The organism is Candidatus Contubernalis alkalaceticus (genome assembly GCF_022558445.1).
GTDB classification, from domain to species: Bacteria; Bacillota; Dethiobacteria; order SKNC01; family SKNC01; genus Contubernalis; species Contubernalis alkaliaceticus.
This window is the reverse complement of record NZ_CP054699.1, coordinates 3,489,989-3,515,382: the sequence shown is the minus strand read 5'-3', so window position 1 is coordinate 3,515,382 and position 25,394 is coordinate 3,489,989. Positions and strand designations below refer to the sequence as shown.

Genomic DNA, 25,394 nt, shown 5'->3' with positions numbered 1-25,394 from the left:
GGGTGATTATATGACCAAGTATATTTTTGTTACCGGGGGTGTGGTTTCTTCCCTGGGTAAAGGTATAACCGCTGCCTCCCTGGGGCGTCTTTTGAAGAACCGGGGACTGAAGGTTACTATTCAGAAGTTTGACCCCTATATCAATTTTGACCCCGGAACCATGAGCCCTTACCAGCACGGAGAAGTATATGTAACCGACGATGGCGCGGAGACTGATTTGGACATAGGGCATTATGAGCGGTTTATTGACATCAATCTGTCCAAGAACAGTAACATAACCACCGGAAAAATTTACTGGTCAGTGATCACCAAGGAACGGCACGGGGACTATTTGGGTGGGACGGTACAGGTTATTCCTCACATCACCGATGAAATAAAGTCACGGATTAAGGTGGCCGCCCAGGAAGAGGAACTGGATGTGGTGATTACCGAAATTGGCGGAACTGTCGGGGATATCGAAGGGCTCCCCTTCCTGGAGGCTATTCGTCAAATGAAGGTAGAGGTAGGCCGGAATTCGGTAATGTATATCCATGTTACTTTGATTCCTTATTTGGAGAAGGGTGGAGAACTGAAAACAAAGCCCACCCAGCACAGCGTAAAAGAACTGAGAAGCATTGGAATTCAGCCGGATATCATCGTCTGCCGGACGGAAAGGCCCCTAACCCGGGATATTAAAGAAAAAATTGCCCTGTTTTGTGATACGGACTTTGAGGCAGTCATAGAGAACCTGGATGTGGAAAGCCTTTATCAGGTACCCTTAATGCTAAAAAAAGAGGGCCTTGACGATATTGTAGTGAATAAGCTGAAACTGGAATGCGGCCCACCGGAACTGGCTCAGTGGGAGAGCCTGGTGCAGCGGACCCGGGAGATTAAGGCCCTGCCGCCGGTGAATATCGCCCTGGTGGGCAAGTATGTAGCTCTGCATGATGCTTACCTTAGTATAGCGGAAGCTTTGAACCATTCTGGTATTTATAATGGAGCAGAGGTGGAAATTAAATGGGTAAGTGCTGAGGAGCTGGAGGATGATCCCAAAGCTGCCTGCCTGGAGGGGGTAGACGGCATACTGGTCCCCGGTGGTTTTGGAAGTCGAGGGATTGAGGGCAAGGTTAAGGCAGCTAAGTACGCCCGAGAAAATCGGATTCCTTTTCTGGGGGTCTGCCTGGGACTGCATTGTGCTGTAGTGGAATTTTCCCGTAATGTGCTGGGGCTCAATGGAGCCCACAGCTCAGAAATAGACCCTGAGACCCCTTATCCTGTTATAGACCTGCTGCCGGAACAGAAAAAAGTTACCGATAAGGGAGGTACCATGAGGCTGGGCAGCTATCCCTGCGTAATCAAGGAGAACACTCTTGCTTATCAAGCCTATCAAGTTAATAATATTTACGAACGGCACAGGCATCGGTACGAGTTAAATAACAGCTACCGGGAAGTTCTGGAAAAAGGCGGCATGGTATTCAGTGGGATTTCTCCGGACCAAAGATTAGTAGAAATCATAGAACTGAAAAACCACCCATGGTATATGGCCACTCAGTTTCACCCGGAATTTAAGTCCCGGCCTAACAATCCGCAGCCGCTTTTCCGGGATTTTGTTAAAAATGCTATAAAGTTTCAAAAGGAAAAAAAGGTCTAAAGGCCTGTTGGTAGAAACCCTATGGTGTTTTATGTTTCTTGACATAAAACACCATAGGGTTTTTGTTTGAGCATATCTATTAGGGCACTACTTTTTGTTAACAGGAAGGAATAATTGTTTCTCAGCAGAATAGATAAATAATGGTAAGGTATTCTAAAAAAGCTGTGGGGAAATCTAAGAAAGCCTACTGGCTAAAAGAGATTCCCCAAAATATCAAGATAAAAAAGAACCAGGGAAAAGATAGCATGAAAATATGGAACAGGCAATAATAATAATTCCAAAAGGATGTGAAAAAATGAATGGGAAAAAAATAGTTATGATAGCTGTTGCAGCTGTCATTGTGATTACCCTGTTTCTCAGCGTCAGGGATGTTTTCTTGGGGAGAGGGGATTATGCCCCCAATAAAAGCAGTTCTCAAGGAGGGGGCTTGGCCTTGATTTATGTGGAAGGGGAAATATCCGGAGGCAGGTCACAGGGTGCCGGAATAATGACTGTATCCGGGGGCATGGACCATGTCCTGGAACAGCTGCGGGATGCTCGATTGAACCCCTCGGTGGAAGCGGTGGTGCTTCGGGTAAACAGTCCGGGGGGAACAGCCTCCGCCACCCAGGAGATCCACAGTGAAATACTCAAACTGAGGGAGGATGGCAAGGTGGTGGTGGTATCCATGTCGGATATGGCTGCCTCCGGCGGATATTACATTTCTGTGGCCGCCGACCATATTATGGCTAACCCGGGGACCACCACCGGAAGTATTGGGGTAATTCTACAGCATATTAGTCTGGAAGAACTCTTTGAAGAACTGGGCATAGAATTTGAAACTATTAAGAGCGGGGAATTTAAGGATATCGGGGATATCTCCCGGGCTATGACTTCGGAGGAAAGAGAAATTCTTCAATCTTTTTCCCAGGATGTGTATGAGCAGTTTGTGGAGGCAGTTGCCAGCGGCAGAAATATGTCTAAAGAGCAGGTTCTGGCGTTGGCTGATGGACGGGTGTTTACCGGCCGGCAGGCATTGGAACTGGGCCTGGTGGATGAACTGGGGAATATTTACGATGCGGTGGACCGGGCAGCTGAGCTGGCCGGCATGGAAGGGGCCCCTAATATTATTGGGCACGGAGGGATTACATTTTGGGATATTTTTTTCGGCAGCAGTATTAACTCTCCCATTGATTCCCGCAACTTTTTAGAACATTTGTACTTTTATCGCTGGAATAGAGGAGTGGAGATACGATGATGAGTAATTTTTTAGATGACATATATGACATTCTTTTCAGGCCCTCTCAGGGAATGGAGAAAATCAGCAAGAAAAAGAATATATGGCACGGATTTCTGGTATATACAGTGGTTTCCCTAATTGTATCCCTGGCCAACACCGCCAATCAAACGGGACAACTCTTAGAGGAATTTCAGGAGTTATCTGTACCCATTGAACTAATTCAGGGAATGAGCCGGTTTATGCCCTTTTTCAATCTGCCCTTTATTCCCTTGTATTTTTTTCTTTCCGCAGCGGTACTGCACTTAACTGCAGAATTGTTGGGAGGAGAAGGTCGGGTTTCCCGGTTAGGTGCTGTGTTGGGCTATGGGCAGATCCCCTATATTTTTATGGTACCCATCAGTTTGATAACTCGATATTTACCTATTGATCCAACCAATTTGTTTTCCCTGATAATATTCATATGGGCCCTGGTTCTAAAAGTCTTTGGTATTCAGGCAGTCTACGGTTTTTCCTCCGGCAAGTCCCTGGTGACCTATTTTCTTCCCATCATTATTTTAACTGCTTTGTTGGTGCTGTTTATGATTTTTCTTGCTGTTATCATGGCGCCTTTTCTGGGGGAGTTTTTTCAATACTAGTCTTTGGCCATTTCCCTGACAGCATACTCTTTGGAGAAGAGTCGGTTATCTGAGAAAATTTTTCGACAACGGCTTTTTCAAGGAGAATCTGGGACTTACTTTATCCATTGGAAGCTTTTTGCTGTATTTTCAAATGTTGACAATATCGAGGAATCCTTTTATAATTAATTGTTGTAATATACAACAGGGAGGTATGTTTGATGAGTATCTACCGACCGGGAAAAATACTGGGAACTTTTCAAGTTTCCGACCAGGGAGATTATAGTTTGGAATTCCTCCGGCTTTTACAAGAGCATAACATTGATTTGGACCCCTCGGATGAAGGGACGATCCTCTGGGAAAGTGAAGGTTTTTTAGTGAGAAGCTGCAGCACCCGAAATAAAAAATACATTATTGAATTTTTTAACGAGCAGGAAAAAGAGGTTACCGTAATTCTAAGAAAGGATTTTCCCCATCATCAGCGTCCACTTAACATTGTAGGAACAGCTGAAGCAGCAGAGATGTTGGGTTGGAGCCCAAAAAAAGTAAGCGTTTATCGACAGAGGGGAAAGCTGCCGCGGCCATTATATCAGCTGAAGATGGGGCCGGTGTGGAATAAGGAAGATATTGAACGGTGGGCCTTGGAACAGGGATTGATAAAAAAAGTTATTAAGTTTTACTAAAGGTTGAAGTTATGTTTTGAATCCTCCGGTAACAATTGGTATAATTAAATAGAGGCGAAAGAGATTGTTTCGTCGAAGGCCGCAGTTATTAAGGTTACATAATTTTTTTAAATGCAGCGTAAGGTAAATATCCAATATATGCTATGGGGGTTTTTTCATGAGTAGCGACAGACTAATACTGGTAGCCGATGACCAGGAGGGAATTCGTACTCTAATTAAGGAAATTTTAGAGGAGAGTTATTCCGTTCTGGTTGCTGAAAATGGTCCAGGTGCTGTGGAAATTGTAAAAAAGCAGCCGGTGGACCTGGTGCTTTTGGATATTAAAATGTCGGGAATGTCCGGCCTGGAAGCCCTGAGTTTAATCAAACAAGTGAAACCAAAAGTACCGGTGATTATGATCTCAGGTTTTAACGACCCTGAAACCCTCTCTCAGGTTTTGAAGAGGGGGGCCCAGGGCTGCCTGTTAAAACCTTTTGAAATAGAGGACATGTTGGACAAAATTGAAGATGTCCTTAATAAACATGAAACACAAAACCAGGTTTTTCAAGATTAAAGTCTAAGGAGGCAGCTGTAATTATGTTGATTACCTTAAAAGAGATGCTGGGGGAGGCCCAAAAAAACGGATACGCCGTAGGGGCTTTCAATACTAACAACATGGAAATTGTTCAAGCCATCGTGGAGTCTGCGGAGGAGGAAAGAGCGCCGGTAATTCTTCAGGCCAGTCAGGGAGGATTAAAGTATGCCGGAATTGAGTATATTACGGCTATGGTGAAAGCCGCTGCTAAAAAGGCTAAAGTCCCTGTGGCTCTTCATTTGGATCACGGGACCAGCTTTGAACAAATTATGCTGTGCATAAGGCACGGTTTCAGTTCAGTTATGATAGATGGCTCTAAGCTTCCCCTGGAGGAAAATATTGCTCTCACTGCTAAGGTGGTTGAGGCAGCCGGCCCTGTAGGGGTCTCGGTAGAAGGAGAGCTAGGGAAAATCGGAGGCACTGAGGATGATATCAGCGTTGATGAAAAGGATGCTCTTTTTACCAACCCGCAGGAGGCTCAAATGTTCGTAGAAAAAACCGGAGTAGACGCTCTGGCCATTGCTATCGGCACTGCTCACGGCCCTTACAAGGGTGAGCCTAAGCTGGATTTTGACCGGCTGGAGGAGATTAAGAAGAGAGTAACTATTCCCCTGGTCCTGCATGGGGCATCTGGTGTGCCAAATGAAAGTATCTGTCGGGCTATTGAGCTGGGAATCTGTAAGATTAACATTGACACTGACATTCGTCAGGCCTTTGCCCGTGCGGTAAAACAGGTTATTGCGGAGCATCCTCAGGAGTTTGATCCCAGAAAGATTTTAGGGCCTACAAAAGTGGAAATGAAAGAAATTATTAAGACTAAAATGAAGCTGTTCCGCTGTTCTGCCAAAGCGTAAAAAGCTTTGACTGCCGCCAGTCCTGTATGGGGATAGGCGGCGTTATAATGATTAATCCAAAAAGAGATAGACAAAAAAGGTACTATAAACAGTTATGGTTTTAAAAAGACAAAAGCATACTATAAAGGATAGATGAAGTGAGTGAATAAAAAAAAGATTGGAAGGTGAAAGGATGAAGCTTTTCCTGGATACCGCGAACTTGGAAGAAATTCGAACTGCTGCCGAATGGGGCATCATTACCGGAGTAACAACCAACCCCAGTTTGATTGCCAGGGAAGAAGGAGATTTTCAGGAGATTGTGAGGGAGATTACTACCCTGGTGCCGGGTCCGGTTAGTGCGGAAGTAATTAGCCTTACAGGGGAAGAAATGGTGGAGGAGGCCAAAAATCTTGCCAAGATGGCCTCCAATGTAGTTGTTAAAATTCCCATGACCCATGAGGGGATGAAGGCGGTAAGCGTGCTGGCCCCCGAAGGGATTAAGACTAATGTGACTCTGATGTTTTCTCTTAATCAGGCTTTGATGGCAGCCCAGGCCGGGGCATCATATATCAGTCCCTTCATTGGCCGACTGGATGATATCGGCCACTCGGGGGTGCAGTTGGTTAAGGAAATTGTTGAGGTTTACAACTATTATGGATATGAAACAGAAATAATTGCCGCCAGCATCCGGCATCCTCTGCATGTCATGGAGGTTGCCCAGGCCGGTGCGGATATAGCTACTATTCCCTTTAAAGTGTTAAGCCAAATGTTTCAGCATCCTTTGACGGAAAAGGGGATTAAAATGTTTTTAGATGATTGGCAGAAATCCGGAAGGTAACAATGTTTAATAATTAAATTCCTTAGAATGGGAGAGGATAAACTTGGAGAGAGAACTAGCGCTGGAATTTGTAAGGGTAACAGAGGCGGCAGCTTTGGCTTCAGCCAGGTTAATGGGCCGGGGGGATAAAATTGCTGCGGATCAGGCAGCAGTGGATGCCATGCGCCGAACCTTTGATACTGTATTTGTTGACGGCACAGTAGTTATTGGAGAAGGGGAAATGGATGAAGCCCCCATGCTTTACACCGGAGAAAAGGTAGGAACAGGAGATGAACCTCAGGTGGATGTCGCTGTGGATCCTTTGGAGGGGACTAACCTGGTGGCCAAGGGCCTGCCCAACTCTCTGTCGGTCCTGGCGGTATCGGGACGGGGATGCCTGCTGCATGCTCCGGACATATATATGGACAAGATTGCCGTGGGGCCAAAAGCGGCAGGGTCAATACACCTTGATGCCCCTGTAAAGGATAATCTTAAGGCTGTGGCTAAAGCGTTACATAGAAATGTAGAGGACCTGGTAGCCATCATCCTGGACCGCCCCCGTCACCAGAGGATTATTCAGGAGGTTAGGGAGGCGGGAGCCCGGGTAAAATTAATTACTGACGGTGATGTTTCTGCTGCTATTGCCACCGCAGTGGAGGATACCGGCGTAGATATTCTTTTTGGAATCGGTGGGGCGCCGGAGGGGGTTCTTGCTGCTGCCGCGTTGAAATGCCTGGGAGGGGAAATTCAGGCCCGGCTTTACCCCGAGGACCATGAGGACAAAGAAAAAATTATTAATATGGGTATTGCCGATATGAACAAGCTTCTTCTGTTGGACGACCTGGTAAAAGACGATGACGTTATCTTTGCCGCCACCGGCATAACCGATGGTGATATGCTCAAGGGTGTGCGATTTTTAGGAAAGACTGCCTCCACCCATTCACTGGTCATGAGGGGTAAGACCGGCACCATCAGGTTCGTGGAGGCTGTGCACCGCCTGGACAAAAAGCCCCAGTTTGTAGTCAGCCGGGATTGTTCTTAAATCGTGTTAATGACCTTCAGGTTCCACTTTTATTTGAAAATCTTATAATATTGTAGAAAGAGTCCTGCCGCTATTTCTGGCAAATAACCCCGGAGTTGATCTTTTTGACAATTTGGATAAAATTTATTTTGAGCATGGTATTAATAATCTTTGCCGGTACACGGCTGACCAGAAGTGCGGACTTAATCGCTGAAAGAACAGGATTAGGTATGATGTGGGCAGGGGCACTGCTGCTGCCCCTGGCTACTTCACTCCCGGAAATTGCCACCTCTGCCCGTTCCTCCTTGATAGGGGCCCCAGACCTGGCACTGGGGAACATTTTCGGCAGCAATATCTTCAATGTGGTCATTATTGCACTGATAGACCTGATCAGCCCCGGGTACCCTGTTCTGCGTCAGGTAAAGGTAGTTCACATTCTTACAGCGGGAATATGTATTGCCATGACCAGCTTTATTACCGTAAATATTATGCTTCCCACCACTATTTCAATTTTTGGGATCGGTTTGGAAAGCTGGATGATCCTAGTTTTTTATATTTTTGGCTCCCGTCTACTCTTGAGGTATGAAAGGCGTTTTCCGGTTTTGAAGGATGAAAACGTGTCCTGTCATCATCTAGAGGGGAAAACCCTGACTCAGGGGATTGTAGTTTTTCTTATCTCTTCGGCCATAATTATATTTGCAGGAATTATTTTGGTAGACTCAGGAAAAGTGATCGCTGATCAGACAGGGTTGGGGGAAACATTGGTGGGATCCATATTTATTGCTATTTCTACCTCCCTTCCGGAGCTGGTGACTACTGTTGCTGCTGCCCGCATGGGACTCCTGGACATGGCAATCGGCAATATTTTTGGCTCTAATTTTCTAAACCTGTTTATCGTTTTTATAGCAGAAATATTTTATAGTCCCGGTCCCGTTCTTAAAGATGTCAGCGTAGAGCACCTTTTAACCGCCCAAATAAGTATATTTTTAATGGCCGTGGCTATAATAGGCCTTATATATCGTTCCAAGAAACAGGTGGCCAGCCTGGGATTGGACTCAATAGCCATCGTTATAACCTATCTCATTACCGTGTTCCTGCTATTTTCCATGGGAATTACTTCTTGAACGAAGCCCCCTTATTTCATTCCTGTATTTTCGCTTATTTCAAAACTTATTAATTAAAGATATACGTAAAGAATATACTGGATTAATATATTTCTAATAACTTTATATTTTTCGCTTTTTGGCTGCAGCGAAGCAGTAATTATCAATCTACCTGTTAATAATGGAGGGTAGAATCACTTTGAGTACATATATAACAGGCATTAATTTATTTTAAAAAACAGGAGGACTTATATGATGGAAGCAGTTTACAAGGATTTAAAAATAGAAACTCTAGAAAAGATGACCCTGCCTGAGCTGGGAAAAATAGCTCAGGAACAGGAGGTCAAAGGGTATACAACCCTTAAGAAGAAAGATCTAATATTTGCCATAATGAAAGCGGCAGCGGAACAGGAGGGTTATTCCTTTGATGAAGGGGTTTTAGATATTATGCCCGATGGTTTTGGTTTTCTCCGGAACAAATCTTATCTTCCCGGGAATGAAGATATTTATATATCTGCTTCTCAAATCAAGCGCTTTGACCTGCGTACCGGGGATCAGGTAAGTGGTAAAGTAAGAAGGCCTAAGGATAATGAGCGCTATTATGCTCTGCTGCATGTTGGCGCTGTCAACGGATCGGACCCGGAAAAGGCTTCCAAAAGACCTTACTTTCCCTCTCTTACTCCGGTTCATCCTCATGAACAGCTTATACTTGAGACCTCTCCCCAACAGTTTGCTACCCGAATTATTGACCTGTTAGTCCCCATTGGAAAGGGGCAGCGGGGCCTGATTGTTTCTCCCCCCAAGGCTGGAAAAACCCTTCTTTTAAAAAAGATCGCCAACAGTTTGACCGAAAACTATCCGGCCTTAGAATTGATCGTGCTTTTAATTGATGAAAGGCCTGAAGAGGTAACGGACATGCGTCGTTCCGTAAAGGGTGATGTTTTAAGCTCTACCTTTGACGAACAGCCGCAGAACCATGTGCGGTTGGCTGAAATGGTATTGGAGAGGGCACAGCGTTTGGTGGAGCATGGTAGGGACGTGGTGATTTTATTAGACAGCATCACCAGGTTGGCCCGGGCCTATAACCTGGTGATTCCCCCCAGCGGCAGAACCCTTTCCGGAGGGATTGACCCCGGCGCTTTTCACAAGCCCAAGCGTTTTTTTGGTGCCGCAAGAAACATGGAAGAAGGGGGCAGCCTAACTATCTTAGCCACCGCCCTGGTGGAAACCGGCAGCCGCATGGATGATGTTATTTATGAGGAGTTCAAAGGTACTGGAAATATGGAGATTCATTTAGAAAGAAAACTGGCGGAGAGGAGAGTTTTCCCGGCTATAGATATAAACAAGTCGGGGACCCGAAGAGAAGAACTGCTGCTGCCGGAGAAAAAGCTGGAGCTGATGTGGACCCTAAGGAGAGCTATGCATAGTTCCAGCCCGGGGGAATTCGTGGAACTGCTCATCAGCAAGCTGTCTAAGACTGTTTCAAACGAAGAATTTTTAGCCAATATGCATAATTTATAGGATATTTAGTATATTTATTTAAAATTTAGTCAACAATAGGAGGTGAGTTATTATACCAAAAATGAGGTGACATGAAAATGGTTGGGAAATTGCGCTGTTCTTGCTGGGTTTTACTGATGGCAGCCTTTTTGTTTACGGTTTTTCCAAATAATGTCCAGGCCCTGGAACAGTCGGCGGCGGCCAATATTCGCCCGCCTTTTTTAGATAAGTTAATAGAATATGTGGACAAAAACAATCCTCAGGAAGAGGAAGTAGAGCCGGAGGAAGAAGAGGACCTTGTGGAGATAATCTTTCATCGGGTTCAGAGTGGGGAGACTGTGGACAGTATAGCTGACCGGTACAAGTCTTCGGGGGAGGTAATTGCCCTGAATAACCATCTAAACACATCAACCCAGATCCAGGAGGGGGAGGTTCTTAGAATTACTCGGGGGTATATGATTATCCATGAAGTTGCTCAAGGGGACACCATCTGGGATATAGCGTCAGAATACAGCATCGGCAGAAATGAACTGTTGGATGTCAACAATGTAGATAATCCTGAACAACTGCAGATTGGAGAAACTCTGATTATCCCGGCGGATAAAACCAGCCTGGAAAAGGTGGCAGCGGAAAATGACGCTCAAGCTACGATTGCTGCCCGCAGCGCCAGCACCCTTACTCTCAGTCGTCAATCTCCTTCATCGCCCCAATTTATTTGGCCTGCTGACGGCTGGATATCCTCTCACTTTGGACCCCGGAGCGGGGGGTATCATTTTGGACTGGATATTGCGGTGCCCACAGGGACTCCTCTGCTGGCCATTGCTTCTGGAAACGTAGAATATTCCGGCTGGAGAGGCGGTTATGGCCGGGCAGTGATCCTTGACCACGGTGATGGTTGGAGAAGCCTGTACGGTCACGCTTCCCGTCTGGAGGTAAGCCAAGGCCAGTGGGTGAACCAGGGCCAGGTGATTGCCCTGGCAGGGGAAACCGGAGATGCTACGGGACCTCACCTGCACCTGGAAATTATTAAAAATGGCGAAAAGCTGAACCCTATAAATCATCTGCCCAAAAGGTAAACCTTTTGGGCAGTTTTTAATAATTTTAAAAAATTTATCCAGGAAAGTGACAGAAAGTAATATCTGAGAAAAAGATTTTGGTTGCATTGGCTATTTAGCTGTGTTATGATTTATAAATGTTTAGACAGGAAATTCTGATGGACTTGCCCTCAGGATAAATGGCTGATATAATATATAAGGGTTAATTCAACGGGGTTTACCCCAGATTTGTGCATTTTTAATTTCTACCGAAAGAGGTGAAGACCATTGAAAGCAAAGATTCATCCTGAATATCACGCAACTACTATTAAATGTGCCTGTGGCAAGGTTTTTGAAATCGGATCCACAAAAAAAGATCTGAAAGTGGAAATATGTTCAGCATGCCACCCCTTCTTTACAGGGAAACAGAAATTTGTAGATGCCGGCGGACGGGTAGAGAGATTTAAACGTAAATACGGCAGGAATTAAGAAGCGGGGCGGAAAGGCTCTGCTTTTTCTTTATGGAGGGACAACTTTTGGAAAGCGAAAGAGAATTGATTTTTATTTAATTTTTCGATAAAATAAAAATACCAAGAGGTACAACTTTTGCCCGGATGGCTCTTAGTTCCGGGCTTACCTGTAGATATGAGGTGAAGAACATGTTAGAAAAACTGCAAAAGCTTGAAGATTATTTCCTGGAATTGGAGGCACTTATCAGCGACCCCGAGATAATCAACCGTCAGCAGGAATGGCAAAAGTATACCCGGGAACACTCCCGTTTGAGTAAAACGGTGGAGGTTTTCCGCAATTACAAAATAGTCAACCAACAGCTGATAGAGGCCCAGGAGATGCAGAATGAAAAGCTTGAGGAGGATATGGCCCTTATGGTCAAGGAGGAGGTGGCGCTTCTCTCAAATCAGAAGGAGCAGCTGGATGAGCAGCTGAAAATACTGCTTATTCCAAAGGACCCCTTTGATGAAAAGGATGTTATTGTAGAAATTCGTGCCGGCACCGGTGGGGATGAAGCGGCCCTTTTTGCCGGGGAATTATTCCGTATGTACGCTCGATATGCTGAGCGCCGAAACTGGAAGCTGGAAATCTTAAATTCCAGTGAGACTGATATCGGGGGATTTAAAGAAATTGTTTTCATGGTGGAGGGGGAAGGGGCCTACAGCTGCTTGAAATATGAATCCGGAGTGCATCGTGTGCAGAGGGTTCCTGCCACAGAATCCAGCGGAAGGATCCATACCTCTGCTGCTACGGTGGCGGTTTTGCCCGAAGCAGAAGAGGTGGAGGTGGAAATAAATCCCCAGGACTTGAGAATTGATACCTTCTGTTCCACGGGACCAGGAGGACAGAGCGTGAATACTACTAAATCTGCTGTTCGGATTACCCATGTGCCTACCAATATTGTGGCTTCCTGTCAGGATGAGAAATCCCAACACAAAAACCGGGATAAGGCCATGAAGGTCCTCCGGACCCGACTTTTAGAAGTCATACAGAATGAACATGATGCGGAGATGGCCCAGAACCGGAAGAGCCAGGTAGGTTCCGGTGACCGCAGTGAGAGGATTCGCACCTATAACTTCCCCCAGGGGAGAGTTACTGATCATAGGGTGGGTTTGACCCTGCATAAACTGGACCTGGTTTTAGACGGAGATATTGGTGAGTTTATAGAAAAATTGGCAGCAGCGGAACAGGAGGAACTTTTGAAACGGGCACAGTGATGGTGGACAGTGTTCAGTGGACAGTTGGTCGGTTGGTCAGGTGGATAAATAAGTTCTCACGAGGTGCACATAGATATGAAGAATGCAACAATAAAAGAAGCCCTGAAAGGGGCTTCTCTACAGTTAAAAGAGGCGGGAATTCCTGGCTGTGGCAGTGAAGGAGTGCTGCTTTTGGCCTTTTGCATGAAAAAAGACCGGGTGTTTATATATGCACATCCTGAAGAGGAAATATCTTCTGAACAGCTGGAGCATTTTCAGGAACTGGTGCGCAAAAGGGTTTCCGGTGTGCCCTATCATTATATCGTAGGAAGTAAGGAGTTTATGGGCCTGGATTTTAAGGTAACCCCTGAAGTCTTGGTTCCCAGGCCGGAAACAGAGATACTGTGCCAGACTGTCCTGGATTATATAGAGGGGCGATATTTAGGGCCCCTTCGCCTTCTTGACCTGTGCTGCGGAAGTGGAGTACTGGCCGTAACCCTGGCCAAAAGGCTGCCCTCCTGTCGGGTATGGGCTGTGGATCTGTGCCCTAAAGCTCTTAAGGTAGCAAAAGAAAACGCTGAATTTCATAGAGTATCCAAAAAAATCACCTTTTTAGAAGGTGACCTGTGGGAACCCCTCCGTGTTCAAGAGGAGCTTACTTTTCACGTGGTTGTTTCCAATCCTCCTTATGTAGCCACCGGGGAACTGGCTGCACTGCAGCGGGAAGTTAAGGGCCATGAACCGCTGCTGGCTCTCCAGGGAGGTAAAGATGGGCTGAACTTTTACCGAAGAATATTTGGCAGCCTTCATAATTTTTTAAAACCTCAGGGCATGACGGCCCTGGAGATGGGAAAGGGTCAAATGCTCAAGGTTAAGTCCCTGGCGGCCTCCACAGGAATATTTGAAACTTTGGATGTTGTAAAAGACTACAGCGGTATAGAACGGGTGCTAGTGGCCCTATCCGGGAAGAATGGCCTAAGCAAACTGCCTTAGTCCAGGTTTTTGCCGGTACTGGTAATTGAAAGCTGTCCGTGTTTAACCCCTTTGATGCTGATAAGTTTTTCCGCCAGTTTACGGGTATCCGAAGCTTTTCCCTTAATCACCAGCACCTCCAGGCAGTTGTAATGGTCCAGATGCACGTGCATGGTGGACAGTACCAGGTTATGGAAGTCGTGCTGTATCTCCATTAAAACGTTGGTAAGCCCCCTTACATGGTGGTCATATACCAGAGTAACAGTCCCTGCCACCTCCTGGTTTTCGTCCTCCCACTCCAGCTGAACCAACTGGTTGCGGATAAGGTCTCGGACCGCTTCTGACCGGTTGCTATAGCCCTTCTTGACAATTTGTTGGTCAAATTTTTCTAAAAGCTGTTCGTTCATGGAAACACCAAAACGTATTAATTTGCTCATAAAAATTATTCCCTCCGGGTTTAATTCGTTATTTAAATAGTAATAATATTCTCTTAAACTCTCCTATTTCCTTTGGAGAGTTAAATTTTTGTCCATAATTTACCCAATAATTTAAAAATTTATGAATATTTTTGTCTAAGGTCACTAAATATTGGCAATACTAATGGGTAGAGAAGTAAGAGGAGGGATAACTAATGCTGCCTCGAAAAGTGGAAATAAGTGGAGTGAACACTTTTAAACTTCCTACCTTGACCAATAAAGAGATTATGGAACTCTTTAAGCGTCTGCGGCAGGGACAAGAAGAGGTCCGGGAAGAGTTAATTAATGGAAATCTCCGATTGGTTTTAAGCGTTATGAAAAAATTTAACAACCGCGGTGAATATGTAGATGACCTGTTCCAGGTAGGCTGCATCGGATTGATGAAAGCTATAGATAATTTTGACCTCAGTCAGAATGTTCAGTTTTCAACCTATGCAGTGCCCATGATTATAGGAGAAATTAAGCGATATCTCAGGGACAATAGTTCCCTTAGGGTGAGCCGCTCCTTAAAATTACTGGCCCAAAAAATCATGCATACCCGGGATAAACTGGCCAGGGTCAACCAGGCAGAGCCTACAGTAGGGGATATTGCCAAGGAGCTGGGGATTACCAACGAAGAAGTAGTATTTGCCTTCAATGCCAACTATGACCCTGTCTCTCTACATGAACCGGTTTTCAACGACCCCACCGATCCTGTTTATGTAATGGATTTGATAAGTGACCAGAAACAGAGCTCTGATTTATGGGTGGAGGATTTGGCCCTAAATGAAGCCCTTAGCAAGCTGCCAAAGCGGGAAAAGGATATTATGGAAATGAGATTCTTTCAGGGTAAAACTCAAATGGAAGTTGCAGAGGAGATAGGTATTTCTCAGGCCCAGGTTTCCCGAATAGAAAAAACAGCCCTGAAGTTTATTCGCAGCAACCTTCAGGCGGAGGAGTAGATAATATGAGAAAAACCCTGTGGATATTCATACTGCTGGCGTTAATGGCTTTTCAGGGGTATCACAGTTTTTTTACCGAAAGCCTTTCTGGTTCCGTGCCGGAGGAACAACAGATAATCATGGTGGGGGGAGAATCCCTGGACAAAGAAGAAGCACTGCGTTTCCACGTGGTGGCTCACAGTGATGAGCCCAGGGATCAAGAGATTAAAGAACAGGTAACCCGGGAAGTATTGGTTTTTATGGCGGACCGTCTAAAAGAGGCAGAAACCAAAGAGCAGGCACGGGAATTATTGAAGGAAAAGATGCCTTTGATTCAGGCGCTGGTGGAGCAGGAGCTGGAGACGGCGGGCACTCCCCATGGGGTAGAAATAAGTTTAGAGCAGGAGATATTTCCTTCCAGGCAGTATATTTTCGGAGAATTTCCTGCGGGGGAATATGAGGCTCTGCGGATTGTCATCGGCAGCGGAGCCGGGGAAAATTGGTGGTGTGTTCTTTTTCCACCCTTGTGTTTTAACCACCTCCCTGAAGATAAGCAGGGAAAAGACAAAGACAGTATTAAAGGGATTTTAGACAGCCGCTGCACCGAAGACAGCCTCCAGGGATCTAAAGAGGATTCCTTGAACCAGACACCCTGCCAGGATTCCTCAAATAACTCAACGGAAAACGAAGGCGGGGAAGTAGAAGTGCGGTTTAGGGTGGTGGAATGGGTAAATAACCTGCTGCCCTCCTATTACGGTTTTGGACGTAGAGATTAATTTGGGTTTGTATTGTTTAATAAGCAGCCCTTGTTGGAACCCGGGGCAATTTTATAGGCAAAAAAGGCTTCCCGAACATACGGGGCAGCCTTTTTTGGTTTTTACCCGTAGGAAATTAAAAATGCCGGAAGAGAGTGTTATCTGCAGGAGAGGCCTTAGGAGCTTAAAAATTTATAATTTATATACTAGTAAATACATAGGAATTATAGTATAATTTTTTATAGCTTGTAAATCAGTGCTTTTAATTTAATTAAATGCTTTAGGAAATGAATAGCTGCTGTTAAAATATGAAGGATATTTTCTCATCTTAGAAGTAAATAAGGAGGGCGTAAGGCGGTGATTCAGACGGTTAGTGCTACTAAAATTTATAAACGTGGAGGCGAGGAAGTTTATGCCCTGGATCGTTTATCTTTGGAAATTAAAAAAGGTGAATTGCTGGGGATCCTGGGGCCATCCGGTTCGGGAAAATCTACTTTAATGAACCTTATGGGCCTTTTGGACCGTCCCACGGGAGGCAGCATTGATATTTTTGGCCTCCCGGTAGAAAAATTAAGTAATAAAGAGAGGGAAAAACTTCGCAGAGAAACCATAGGTTTTATATTTCAACAGTTTCTGCTGGTTCCCACCATGACAGCCCTGCAAAATGTAATGCTGCCGATGTATTTTTCCGGCAGGCAAAAGGCAAGGCAGCGGGCCCAGGAGCTGTTGGAACGGGTAGGTCTCACTGAACGTTTTAATCACCTGCCTTCTCAAATGAGTGGCGGTGAAACCCAGCGAGTTGCTGTAGCCCGGGCTCTGGCTAACCAACCGGAGATACTGCTGGCTGATGAACCTACCGGTAACCTGGACAGCAAAACGGCTGAGGAAGTATTTTCCTTGTTTAAAGATATTAACCGTTCAGGCACAACAGTGGTCATAGTTACTCACAATACTAAAATGTCGGCTCAACTACCTCGAATTATTACATTGCAGGACGGGAGGATGATGGATGATGTCAAAAAAAATGCTGCATTTAATTAGTAATGCCTTGATACTATTTGTTGTTATTAGTTTAATGGGCTGCAGTATAGGTCAGAAAAAAAAGTATGGGCAACCCATAGACAGTGAATCTGGACAGTTGGTGGAGATAGAATCTCTGTTTGCTGATACCCAAAACTATCAGGGAAAGAATGTTATAGTGGAAGCGAAAGTGGTTCAAGTCTGCCAGGCCTCAGGCTGCTGGATTATAGTATCAGAGGGGGCTGAGCAGCTGTTTGTTCAATTCTATGATTTTACGGTAACAATGTCTGCCGGCACTCCAATTCGGGTTCAAGGAGAGATTAGAATTCGAAATCAGGTGCCGTACCTGGCAGGCCAGGGGTTGGAAGTTCTGCTTTAGGAGAAAATGTGATTATTCACTTTGTAAAAGGTGAAAAAGCCATTAAAAAAAATATTACAAAGGGGTGATTAAAAATATCTGGTATAGCCGGGAATTTAACCGATTTGATTGGAAACACACCACTGCTTGAATTGTCTAACTACAACTGTATAAATGGTCTAAAGTCCAAATTGATTGCAAAGCTGGAATATTTTAATCCTGCCGGGAGCGTAAAGGATAGGATTGGCTATGCCATGATCAAGGATGCAGAAGAGAAGGGCTTGATAGGCAGAGGTTCAGTAATCATAGAACCTACCAGTGGCAACACCGGCATTGCCCTGGCTTTTGTATCTGCCGCCAGGGGCTACAGGCTGATACTTACCATGCCTGACACCATGAGCATTGAAAGAAGAAACTTGTTAAAAGCTCTGGGGGCCGAATTAGTTCTAACCCCGGGGGTTAAAGGTATGAAAGGGGCAATTGCCAAGGCTGAAGAGTTGGCGGCAAAAACACCCCGTTCATTTATCCTGCAGCAGTTTAAAAATCCTGCAAATTCGGAAATACATCGGAGGGCTACGGCAGAAGAAATTTGGAGGGATACTGGTGGGCAGGTAGATATATTTGTGGGTGGGGTGGGCACCGGAGGAACTATTACCGGAGTAGGTGAAGTGATAAAATCCCGTAAAACCGGTTTTCAGGTTATAGCCGTGGAGCCCTATGATTCACCGGTTCTCTCCGGCGGCGTTCCAGGCCCTCATAAGATTCAGGGAATTGGGGCTGGTTTTGTGCCGGAGGTGCTGAACTTAGATATTATCGATGAAATAATAAAGGTTAAAAACCAGGATGCTGTTGATACCACAAGGAATCTTGCCAGGACCGAGGGGCTGCTGGTGGGAATATCATCAGGGGCAGCAGTTTTTGCCGCCTTACAGGTGGCTAAAAGGCCGATAAACAAAGATAAAATAATCGTTGTCTTGCTGCCTGATACAGGGGAAAGGTATTTGTCGACAATTCTATACCACCATCCTTAAACCTTTTGAAATACCGGCGGGAATCCTTGGGGTTTACTGACCCCGCTGAGGGAGGTCATTAATTAGTTATTATTAAAAGTTGGAATGTCACATACATTTAAGGTCGGGTTATTAATTATTTAATTTTAGCAAATACCGGCGGAAATCCTTGGGGTCTATAGGCCCCGTGAGGACGTCATGGGAAAGGAAGGGTGTGGAGTTATGCGACAGGTATACATGGACCATAGTGCTACCACTCCGGTTGATCCGGAGGTTTTTAAAGCCATAATACCCTACTATAACGATAGGTATGGTAATCCATCCAGCATTTATTCCCTGGGCCTTCAGGCCAAAGGGGCTGTAGAACGAGCCAGAGAACAGATTGCTTACTTGATTAACGCTGACCCTGAGGAAATATACTTTACCAGCGGGGGGACCGAAGCGGACAATCAAGCCATTATTTCTTATATGATGACAAATAAGGATAGGGGAAATCACCTGATCACCTCTGCGGTGGAGCATCATGCCGTTTTAGATACCTGCCGTTTTCTGGAAAAACAGGGTTTTGAGCTGACTGTACTGCCGGTATGCCCTGATGGTTTGGTTGATCCGGAGGTCTTAAAAGCAGCGCTTAGAGAGGATACCCTCTTGGTGTCTATTATGCATGCCAACAATGAAGTTGGAACCATACAACCCATAAAGGAACTGGCGGCCATCAGCCGCCGGTCAGGAGCCGTTTTTCATACTGATGCAGTGCAGACTGCAGGTAAGATTCCCCTTAATGTAGGAGAGCTGGGGGTTGACATGCTGTCTGCCTCCAGTCACAAAATTTATGGCCCTAAGGGGATTGGTTGTTTATATATAAAAAAAGGGACACGGATTGAAAATTACCTTCACGGTGGAGCGCAGGAAAAGAAAATAAGGCCGGGCACTGAGAACGTACCAGGAATTGTGGGTTTTGGAAAAGCGGCTGAACTGGCACAACAGAACCTTGAGGAAAGGAGGGAAAAGTTAGATTCTCTGGCGTCCCAATTGAGGGAGGGAATACTAGACAAAATCCCCCGCACCAGGTTTACCGGGCATTGGGTAAACCGAGTTCCCGGGCATGTCAGCGTCTGTTTTGAGTTTGTGGAAGGGGAGGCTATACTCTTAATGCTGGATAGCTTCGGTATAATGGTCTCCAGCGGATCAGCCTGCACTTCCGGTTCCCTGGATCCTTCTCATGTGCTGCTGGCATTGGGCCTATCCCACGAAATTGCCCATGGTTCTTTACGGCTTACCCTGGGCAAAAATAATACCAAAGAAGATGTAGATTACGTGATAGAAGCTTTACCCGGAATTATTAATAATCTCAGGGAGATGTCTCCCTTGAGCAGATAAAGGAAGGTGGGTGTATTATGTACAGCGAAAAAGTAATGGAGCATTTTAAGAATCCCCGAAATGTGGGAGAGATTGAGGAGGCCTGTGGAACCGGTGAAGTTGGCAACCCTACCTGTGGCGATATTATGCATATTGAGATTAAAGTGAAGGACAACACAATAGAAGATATTAAATTTAAAACCTTTGGCTGCGCTGCAGCCATTGCCACCTGCAGCATGGTAACGGAAATGGTGAAGGGCAGGACCCTGGAGGAAGCAGAGAAAATTACTAACAAGACTGTTGCAAAAGCCCTGGACGGCCTTCCCCCCATAAAGATGCACTGCTCTAACCTGGCCGCTAACGCTCTGCATATGGCTATTAAAGATTACAGGAGTAGGGGCGCCAGGGAAAGGGGAAATCTCTTTTAATGCGAGGAATTTCAGGTTAAAATATAAGAATATTGACCACAAAAAGAAATAGTGAAGTTAAGGGGGAGATTAAAGGATGAGTGAAAGAAAACTTAAATTTGACACCTTACAGGTGCATGCCGGTCAGAAGCCTGACCCTACTACAAATTCCAGGGCTGTTCCCATTTACCAGACCACCTCTTACATGTTTGACAGCACGGAGCATGCAGCAGATCTGTTTGCCCTGAAGGATTCAGGGAATATCTATACCAGGATTATGAACCCAACCACAGATGTTTTTGAACAAAGAATGGCGGCGTTGGAAGGCGGGGTAGGAGCCTTGGCCACAGCCTCAGGTTCTGCTGCCATTACCTATGCCCTGTTAAATATTTTAGGAGCAGGTGATGAAATTGTATCAGCCGGCACTTTGTATGGCGGCACCTATAATCTATTTTCTTTTACCCTGCCTAAACTAGGGATTAACACAACCTTTGTGGATCCAGACAATCCTGAAAACTTTCAAAGGGCAGTCAATAAAAATACGAAAGCAATTTTCATAGAAACCATTGGTAATCCCGGGATAAACTTGATTGATATCACAGCAGTAGCCGATATTGCTCACAAAGAAGGTATTCCTTTAATTGTTGATAATACTTTTGCTACCCCTTACCTTATCAGGCCTATAGAATTTGGCGCAGATATAATCGTTCATTCCGCTACAAAGTTTATAGGCGGCCATGGAACTTCTATTGGCGGTATTATTATTGATTCCGGTAATTTTGACTGGGCAAAGAACGGAAGGTTTCCTGGTTTAACGGAGCCGGATCCAAGCTACCACGGGCTGAATTATGTGGATTCCTTCGGGCCTCAAGCCTATATCGTAAAGGCCAGAGTACAGCTGCTTAGGGATACCGGTGCGGTTTTAAGCCCGTTTAACTCCTTTTTGTTCCTTCAGGGACTGGAGACTCTTTCTTTACGGGTTGAAAGGCATGCTGCTAATACCAATAAAGTGATAGAATTCCTGCGGAAAAGCCCTTTTGTTTCGTGGGTGAACTATCCTGGTTTGGAGAACAGCAAATACTATCCTTTGGCCCAAAGGTATTTTCCTTTGGGAACCGGTTCTATATTTACCTTTGGTATAAAGGGGGGGGTTGAAGCGGCCAAGGAAGTGATTAATAATCTTGAGATTTTTTCGCTGTTAGCCAACGTTGCTGATGCCAAGTCCCTGGTTATACACCCGGCCAGCACCACCCATGCCCAACTTACCCAGAAGGAACAGCTGGCTTGTGGGGTAACTCCGGATATGATCAGGCTTTCCATAGGGCTGGAGGACCCAGAGGACCTTATCTATGATTTAGATCAGGCCTTTAATAGGGCGTTAGCATAAAATTCCCCCATCTGCACTTTATGCATAGGGTACAGATGGGGGAGTTTTAACCTGTAAAGGATGAAGCGATTATTCTAATAGGCTTTAAATACTTTGGATTTGGCATTGCAGATGGGACATTTTTCTGGAGCAGGGTCAGTTCCCACCCAACCGCAGATGGGGCACATAAATATCTGTTTATCCTCCATATCATTTCCCTGTTCAACCAGGGTCTTAAGTTCCTGTAAGGTTTGGTGGTGGACTTTTTCTGCCTCTATGGCGTATTCAAAGGATTTTAGTGCTTTATCCTGTCCTTCGGCTTTGGCAGTTTCAATAAAGGCGGGATACATTTCGGTAACTTCGTAATTTTCTCCGTCTACTGCTGTTTTCATGTTTTCCAGGGTGCTTCCCACTTTCCCCGCTGTTTCAAAATGTTTTAGGGCATGGGAGGTCTCTGCCTCGGCGATGGCCGTGAAGATTCTGGCAATATTTTTAAATCCTTCTTTCTCGGCCTTTTTAGCAAAGGCTAAATACTTCCGGTTTGCCTGGGATTCTCCGGCAAATGCTGCCAACAGGTTTTCAATAGTTTTCATAAATGATTGCACCTCTTTCTTTTAAATTAGATAAATAATTAAAAACATTGCTTGCATTTTCCAAGGATAGAAACAACTGATCAAGGGAAAACTTTTATCATCTTGTAATTATTATATGACAGCCGAAGGTTGAAGGTCAAGGGCTTAATTAAGCAAATTGCCTTTATGTGCCTTCCTTGTAAATTAAAGGATATTAGTTACATATTATTCACTGAATTTCTTTGTGGCAGGACTCTTTTTTTGAAATTTATCTCTTTTTGTTAGGTTATAAGGCCACCGCCTCTAAGGGTTAGCGTAGGTGGAGCTTAAAATCTGGTGGAGTAGAGTCTCCCCCTGATTCACCAATTTTAAAGCTTGCTGAAACGAGTTCACTGACATTATCTAATATTATTCTCAGATGGTCGTCAGATAATTCCATCTTTTACAGGGCAGTCACCCTCATGAAACATTAGAAACATCAATTACCATGGTGATTTTCTAAGGATATGGTATATTTCAGCCCAAAAAAAAATAGTGAAAGTGTCATTGAAAAACAAATTACAATCATTTATAATGAATTTGTTATGTCTGAATGATGGTTTTCCAGCAGTTGGAATTATGGCAGAATATTTCTGCTAATTCAATGGGGAAGGCAGGAATAAACCATGACCGCACAGATATTGATGGGCCTGGCAGGGGGCCTGGGGCTTTTTCTTTTTGGGATGCAGATTATGGCTTCCGGTATGCAGAAAGCAGCCGGCGATAAACTCCGAAAGATTCTGGAGGTATTGACGGCCAACCGGTATATGGCAGTTGTTACAGGATTCGTGGTTACCATACTGGTTCAAAGCAGCAGCACCACCACAGTAATGATTGTTGGTTTTGCCAACGCAGGCCTTATGAACTTGACTCAGGCGGTAGGAACCATAATGGGAGCTAATATTGGGACCACCGTTACCGCCCAAGCGATTTCTTTTAATCTGGAGTTCATAGCTCTTCCGGCCATTGGACTTGGGGCGGTGCTGAATTTTTTCTCTAAAAGACGTTTGAAACGTTATATAGGACAGGCGATTTTGGGCTTTGGCCTATTATTTTTGGGTATGACCACCATGTCCTCGGCTTTAAGCCCCTTGAGAGAATCACCATATTTTTTGAACCTGATTTCTAGTTTTGCACAAAATCCTCTGCTGGGGATTATGGTAGGGGCGCTGTTCACAGCGGCCATCCAGAGTTCCAGCGCTGCCACCGGAATAATTATAGCTTTATCTCTGCAGGATTTACTCACCTTTCAATCCGCTATGAGCTTGATTCTAGGCACCAACATAGGAACCTGTATCACTGCTCTTTTAGCCAGCATGGGTAGTTCCCTTTCCGGAAAGAGAGCTGCGCTGGCCCACATTACCTTTAATCTTATGGGATCTTTGTTTTTTTTGCTTATCATAAATCCTTTTTCCTCTCTAATGATGCTGACTGCCAATACTGTTCCCCGGCAGATTGCTAATGCCCATACCGTTTTTAATATAACGAATACTCTGCTGATGCTGCCCTTTTTTAATCCTTTTGTGAAGCTGATAACCAAGATTCTTCCCGGAGAAGAAGGGGCCATCAGCATCGGTCCTAAATTTCTGGATCAAAGGATGCTGAAGACCCCGGCAGTAGCTATTGGTTCTGCTCAGAAAGAGGTCCTGCGTATGGCTGCACTGGCCCGGGAGATGGTTGAAGGCTCTATGCAGGCTTTCATAAAGGAGGACCATAAGCTTATGACTCATTTGACTCAAACCGAAGATATTCTGGACAGCCTGGAAAAGGAGATTACGACTTATTTGTCCCAGCTTTCCGTTCACTCCCTGACGTTGGAGCAGTCTAACACAGTGACGGGATATATGCATGTTTTAAATGATCTGGAGAGGATAGGTGACCATGCCGAGACCGTCAGCAATATGACGGATATTAAGTCGGGAGACCGGCTTCCCTTCTCCGAGGCAGCCCTGGATGATTTGAGAGATATGCATAGGACCGTGGATAAAATGTTGGAGAAGGTTATATGGGCCTTTGAGCATAATGATCTTAAGGCGGCCCGGGAGGTAATAGAAGAGGATGATGTGGTTGATAACATGGAAAAGAGGCTGAGGAAAAAGCACATTGAAAGAATAAACAGGAAGAGCTGTATTCCCGCTTCGGGCGTAATTTATCTGGATGTCCTAAGCAATTTTGAAAGGATTGCCGACCATGCCACCAATATCGCTCAGGTGGTATTGGGAGAATTTTAATCAAAACTACCGATTCGCAGTTCCTCCAGGCCCCGGGTCACGTAAGTAAACCCCTGGGCTTTTGTTTTATCAATTCAAATAAACTTGGAAGGATGCTGTTAAATTGTGGCGTAAAGTTAAAGGGACAATGGTGGCCAACGCCAGAGACCTAAAAAAAGCAAAAAAAGATATACAGCAGGCTGCCGAGATTATCCGCCGGGGGGGACTGGTTGCTTTTCCGACGGAGACAGTCTACGGTCTGGGGGCCAACGCTTTTTCAGCCCCGGCAGTGGAGCGAATTTTCCGGGCCAAGGGAAGGCCTGGGGATAATCCCCTAATAGTACATATTTCCGGGGGAGAAGGCCTGGGAGAGCTGGTAAGTGAAGTGCCTCAAAATTTTCGGTTGCTGGCGGAAAAATATTGGCCGGGACCCTTGACTATGGTTCTTCCCAAGGGGCTTCGGGTGCCCCGGGAGGTCACTGCCGGACTGGATACTGTGGCCCTAAGAATGCCCCAACATCCGGTAGCATTGGCCCTGATTCGGACAGCCCGCCTGCCAATAGCGGCCCCCAGTGCCAATCTTTCCGGCAGGCCCAGCCCCACCACCGCAGAACATGTGCTGGAGGACCTGGCTGGCCGAATCCAATTTTTGTTGGACGGAGGGCCCTGTACTGTAGGGCTGGAATCCACTGTGCTTGACTTAACTCATAAAGTTCCTCTGCTGCTGCGCCCCGGAGGAGTAACTCTAGAACAGCTGCAGGAGACCCTGGGGGAGGTGCAGGTGCTGGATTCTATGGAATTTAAAGATGAAGCCCCTCCTTCTCCAGGACTAAAATACCGCCATTATGCCCCTCGGGCCCCCATGTTTTTGGTGGAGGGGGAACCTTCCCGAGTAGTGAAAGAAATACAAAAAATATGTAGGGAAAATCGTTTAAAGGGAAGGCGGGTAGGGCTTTTGGTTACAGAAGAAAACCGGGCATATTTCAGGGCAGAGGCCATAGAAGTCCTGGGCTTTCGCAGTTCCCCTGAGGAAATGGCCTCCCGGTTGTTTGATTCTCTGAGGCGGTTGGACACCGCAGGGGTGGATTTGATACTGGCGGAAACCTTTGAGAAAACAGGAATGGGCCTGGCTTTGATGAACCGTCTGTGCAGGGCCGCACAAAACCGTATAATTAAAGCCCGTTAAGGCTCATATG

General features: G+C 45.5%; 26 protein-coding genes. 24 read left to right on the top strand and 2 right to left on the bottom strand.

From position 1 onward, the window contains the following. The first annotated feature begins 10 nt into the window (after window positions 1-10). The 14 genes from HUE98_RS17305 (at window position 11) to prmC (ending at window position 13,727) form a co-directional block, all read left to right on the top strand. Window positions 11-1,630 (top strand): CTP synthase, encoded by a 1,620-nt coding sequence (locus HUE98_RS17305; protein WP_241421831.1) that lies wholly within the window; start codon window positions 11-13, stop codon window positions 1,628-1,630. Between the two features lie 295 nt (window positions 1,631-1,925). Further along, complete coding sequence (gene sppA / locus HUE98_RS17300; RefSeq protein WP_241421830.1) at window positions 1,926-2,867, top strand: signal peptide peptidase SppA; 942 nt, start codon at window positions 1,926-1,928, stop codon at window positions 2,865-2,867. Beyond that, window positions 2,864-3,484 carry a Yip1 family protein gene (locus HUE98_RS17295; RefSeq protein ID WP_241421829.1) on the top strand — a complete coding sequence of 207 codons (621 nt, stop codon included), beginning with the start codon at window positions 2,864-2,866 and terminating at the stop codon, window positions 3,482-3,484. The genes sppA and HUE98_RS17295 overlap by 4 nt, the downstream gene beginning before the upstream one ends. A gap of 200 nt (window positions 3,485-3,684) precedes the next feature. Next, window positions 3,685-4,146 carry a helix-turn-helix transcriptional regulator gene (locus tag HUE98_RS17290; protein WP_241421828.1) on the top strand — a complete coding sequence of 154 codons (462 nt, stop codon included), beginning with the start codon at window positions 3,685-3,687 and terminating at the stop codon, window positions 4,144-4,146. A 157-nt stretch (window positions 4,147-4,303) separates the two neighbouring features. Then, entirely contained in the window at window positions 4,304-4,699 is a 396-nt protein-coding gene (locus HUE98_RS17285) for a response regulator (protein ID WP_241421827.1), read from the top strand. Window positions 4,700-4,719: 20 nt separating this feature from the next. Beyond that, a complete protein-coding gene (locus HUE98_RS17280) occupies window positions 4,720-5,574 on the top strand; it encodes a class II fructose-1,6-bisphosphate aldolase (RefSeq protein WP_241423599.1) in 855 nt (284 codons plus the stop codon). A gap of 172 nt (window positions 5,575-5,746) precedes the next feature. Then, the gene (fsa, locus tag HUE98_RS17275) at window positions 5,747-6,391 is read left to right on the top strand and encodes a fructose-6-phosphate aldolase (RefSeq protein WP_241421826.1); all 645 of its coding nucleotides are present in this window, start codon (window positions 5,747-5,749) and stop codon (window positions 6,389-6,391) included. A 43-nt stretch (window positions 6,392-6,434) separates the two neighbouring features. Then, window positions 6,435-7,412: a class II fructose-bisphosphatase gene (gene glpX / locus HUE98_RS17270; RefSeq protein ID WP_241421825.1), complete on the top strand. Its 978-nt coding sequence runs from the start codon at window positions 6,435-6,437 to the stop codon at window positions 7,410-7,412. A 104-nt stretch (window positions 7,413-7,516) separates the two neighbouring features. After that, window positions 7,517-8,515: a sodium:calcium antiporter gene (locus HUE98_RS17265; RefSeq protein ID WP_241421824.1), complete on the top strand. Its 999-nt coding sequence runs from the start codon at window positions 7,517-7,519 to the stop codon at window positions 8,513-8,515. A 231-nt stretch (window positions 8,516-8,746) separates the two neighbouring features. Further along, window positions 8,747-10,015 carry a transcription termination factor Rho gene (gene rho, locus HUE98_RS17260; RefSeq protein WP_241421823.1) on the top strand — a complete coding sequence of 423 codons (1,269 nt, stop codon included), beginning with the start codon at window positions 8,747-8,749 and terminating at the stop codon, window positions 10,013-10,015. Between the two features lie 77 nt (window positions 10,016-10,092). After that, window positions 10,093-11,070: a peptidoglycan DD-metalloendopeptidase family protein gene (locus HUE98_RS17255; protein WP_241421822.1), complete on the top strand. Its 978-nt coding sequence runs from the start codon at window positions 10,093-10,095 to the stop codon at window positions 11,068-11,070. A gap of 246 nt (window positions 11,071-11,316) precedes the next feature. Beyond that, window positions 11,317-11,517: a 50S ribosomal protein L31 gene (gene rpmE, locus HUE98_RS17250; protein WP_241421821.1), complete on the top strand. Its 201-nt coding sequence runs from the start codon at window positions 11,317-11,319 to the stop codon at window positions 11,515-11,517. 170 nt (window positions 11,518-11,687) lie between these two features. Beyond that, window positions 11,688-12,755: a peptide chain release factor 1 gene (prfA, locus tag HUE98_RS17245; RefSeq protein WP_241421820.1), complete on the top strand. Its 1,068-nt coding sequence runs from the start codon at window positions 11,688-11,690 to the stop codon at window positions 12,753-12,755. 75 nt (window positions 12,756-12,830) lie between these two features. After that, the gene (gene prmC / locus HUE98_RS17240) at window positions 12,831-13,727 is read left to right on the top strand and encodes a peptide chain release factor N(5)-glutamine methyltransferase (RefSeq protein ID WP_241421819.1); all 897 of its coding nucleotides are present in this window, start codon (window positions 12,831-12,833) and stop codon (window positions 13,725-13,727) included. Here prmC and nikR read toward each other — a convergent pair. After that, window positions 13,724-14,143 (bottom strand): nickel-responsive transcriptional regulator NikR, encoded by a 420-nt coding sequence (gene nikR / locus HUE98_RS17235; RefSeq protein ID WP_241421818.1) that lies wholly within the window; start codon window positions 14,141-14,143, stop codon window positions 13,724-13,726. The two genes, prmC and nikR, sit on opposite strands and share 4 nt — an antisense overlap. 194 nt (window positions 14,144-14,337) lie before the next feature. Between nikR and sigG the strand changes: the two genes are divergently transcribed. The 8 genes from sigG (at window position 14,338) to HUE98_RS17195 (ending at window position 21,398) form a co-directional block, all read left to right on the top strand. Next, window positions 14,338-15,123 carry an RNA polymerase sporulation sigma factor SigG gene (gene sigG / locus HUE98_RS17230; RefSeq protein ID WP_241421817.1) on the top strand — a complete coding sequence of 262 codons (786 nt, stop codon included), beginning with the start codon at window positions 14,338-14,340 and terminating at the stop codon, window positions 15,121-15,123. 5 nt (window positions 15,124-15,128) lie between these two features. Beyond that, the gene (locus HUE98_RS17225) at window positions 15,129-15,878 is read left to right on the top strand and encodes a stage II sporulation protein R (protein WP_241421816.1); all 750 of its coding nucleotides are present in this window, start codon (window positions 15,129-15,131) and stop codon (window positions 15,876-15,878) included. Window positions 15,879-16,214: 336 nt separating this feature from the next. After that, window positions 16,215-16,898 (top strand): ABC transporter ATP-binding protein, encoded by a 684-nt coding sequence (locus HUE98_RS17220; RefSeq protein ID WP_241421815.1) that lies wholly within the window; start codon window positions 16,215-16,217, stop codon window positions 16,896-16,898. Continuing rightward, on the top strand, window positions 16,867-17,256 hold the full coding sequence (locus HUE98_RS17215; RefSeq protein ID WP_241421814.1) for a DUF4920 domain-containing protein: 390 nt from the start codon (window positions 16,867-16,869) through the stop codon (window positions 17,254-17,256). The genes HUE98_RS17220 and HUE98_RS17215 overlap by 32 nt, the downstream gene beginning before the upstream one ends. Window positions 17,257-17,330: 74 nt before the next feature. Next, a complete protein-coding gene (gene cysK / locus HUE98_RS17210) occupies window positions 17,331-18,266 on the top strand; it encodes a cysteine synthase A (RefSeq protein ID WP_241423598.1) in 936 nt (311 codons plus the stop codon). A 201-nt stretch (window positions 18,267-18,467) separates the two neighbouring features. Continuing rightward, entirely contained in the window at window positions 18,468-19,625 is a 1,158-nt protein-coding gene (nifS, locus tag HUE98_RS17205; RefSeq protein WP_241421813.1) for a cysteine desulfurase NifS, read from the top strand. A gap of 17 nt (window positions 19,626-19,642) precedes the next feature. Then, a complete protein-coding gene (nifU, locus tag HUE98_RS17200) occupies window positions 19,643-20,032 on the top strand; it encodes a Fe-S cluster assembly scaffold protein NifU (RefSeq protein ID WP_241421812.1) in 390 nt (129 codons plus the stop codon). A 76-nt stretch (window positions 20,033-20,108) separates the two neighbouring features. Continuing rightward, entirely contained in the window at window positions 20,109-21,398 is a 1,290-nt protein-coding gene (locus HUE98_RS17195) for an O-acetylhomoserine aminocarboxypropyltransferase/cysteine synthase family protein (RefSeq protein WP_241421811.1), read from the top strand. 74 nt (window positions 21,399-21,472) lie between these two features. On the opposite strand, the gene HUE98_RS17190 is transcribed toward HUE98_RS17195, so the two are convergent. After that, complete coding sequence (locus tag HUE98_RS17190; RefSeq protein ID WP_241421810.1) at window positions 21,473-21,970, bottom strand: rubrerythrin family protein; 498 nt, start codon at window positions 21,968-21,970, stop codon at window positions 21,473-21,475. Between the two features lie 644 nt (window positions 21,971-22,614). Between HUE98_RS17190 and HUE98_RS17185 the strand changes: the two genes are divergently transcribed. Then, complete coding sequence (locus HUE98_RS17185; protein WP_241421809.1) at window positions 22,615-24,219, top strand: Na/Pi cotransporter family protein; 1,605 nt, start codon at window positions 22,615-22,617, stop codon at window positions 24,217-24,219. 127 nt (window positions 24,220-24,346) lie between these two features. Next, window positions 24,347-25,384 carry an L-threonylcarbamoyladenylate synthase gene (locus HUE98_RS17180; RefSeq protein WP_241423597.1) on the top strand — a complete coding sequence of 346 codons (1,038 nt, stop codon included), beginning with the start codon at window positions 24,347-24,349 and terminating at the stop codon, window positions 25,382-25,384. Window positions 25,385-25,394: the final 10 nt, after the last annotated feature.

Excerpts from the sequence above, each read along its gene's own strand:
- HUE98_RS17215 (WP_241421814.1), top strand. The coding sequence starts at position 16,867 with ATGATGTCAAAAAAAATGCTGCATTTAATTAGTAATGCCTTGATACTA.
- HUE98_RS17285 (WP_241421827.1), top strand. The coding sequence starts at position 4,304 with ATGAGTAGCGACAGACTAATACTGGTAGCCGATGACCAGGAGGGAATT.
- HUE98_RS17225 (WP_241421816.1), top strand. The coding sequence starts at position 15,129 with ATGAGAAAAACCCTGTGGATATTCATACTGCTGGCGTTAATGGCTTTT.
- sigG (WP_241421817.1), top strand. The coding sequence starts at position 14,338 with ATGCTGCCTCGAAAAGTGGAAATAAGTGGAGTGAACACTTTTAAACTT.
- sppA (WP_241421830.1), top strand. The coding sequence starts at position 1,926 with ATGAATGGGAAAAAAATAGTTATGATAGCTGTTGCAGCTGTCATTGTG.
- HUE98_RS17195 (WP_241421811.1), top strand. The coding sequence starts at position 20,109 with ATGAGTGAAAGAAAACTTAAATTTGACACCTTACAGGTGCATGCCGGT.
- HUE98_RS17295 (WP_241421829.1), top strand. The coding sequence starts at position 2,864 with ATGATGAGTAATTTTTTAGATGACATATATGACATTCTTTTCAGGCCC.
- HUE98_RS17185 (WP_241421809.1), top strand. The coding sequence starts at position 22,615 with ATGACCGCACAGATATTGATGGGCCTGGCAGGGGGCCTGGGGCTTTTT.
- nikR (WP_241421818.1), bottom strand. The coding sequence starts at position 14,143 with ATGAGCAAATTAATACGTTTTGGTGTTTCCATGAACGAACAGCTTTTA.
- prfA (WP_241421820.1), top strand. The coding sequence starts at position 11,688 with ATGTTAGAAAAACTGCAAAAGCTTGAAGATTATTTCCTGGAATTGGAG.
- HUE98_RS17180 (WP_241423597.1), top strand. The coding sequence starts at position 24,347 with ATGGTGGCCAACGCCAGAGACCTAAAAAAAGCAAAAAAAGATATACAG.
- rho (WP_241421823.1), top strand. The coding sequence starts at position 8,747 with ATGATGGAAGCAGTTTACAAGGATTTAAAAATAGAAACTCTAGAAAAG.
- nifU (WP_241421812.1), top strand. The coding sequence starts at position 19,643 with ATGTACAGCGAAAAAGTAATGGAGCATTTTAAGAATCCCCGAAATGTG.
- fsa (WP_241421826.1), top strand. The coding sequence starts at position 5,747 with ATGAAGCTTTTCCTGGATACCGCGAACTTGGAAGAAATTCGAACTGCT.
- nifS (WP_241421813.1), top strand. The coding sequence starts at position 18,468 with ATGCGACAGGTATACATGGACCATAGTGCTACCACTCCGGTTGATCCG.
- HUE98_RS17305 (WP_241421831.1), top strand. The coding sequence starts at position 11 with ATGACCAAGTATATTTTTGTTACCGGGGGTGTGGTTTCTTCCCTGGGT.
- HUE98_RS17290 (WP_241421828.1), top strand. The coding sequence starts at position 3,685 with ATGAGTATCTACCGACCGGGAAAAATACTGGGAACTTTTCAAGTTTCC.
- prmC (WP_241421819.1), top strand. The coding sequence starts at position 12,831 with ATGAAGAATGCAACAATAAAAGAAGCCCTGAAAGGGGCTTCTCTACAG.
- HUE98_RS17255 (WP_241421822.1), top strand. The coding sequence starts at position 10,093 with ATGGTTGGGAAATTGCGCTGTTCTTGCTGGGTTTTACTGATGGCAGCC.
- HUE98_RS17190 (WP_241421810.1), bottom strand. The coding sequence starts at position 21,970 with ATGAAAACTATTGAAAACCTGTTGGCAGCATTTGCCGGAGAATCCCAG.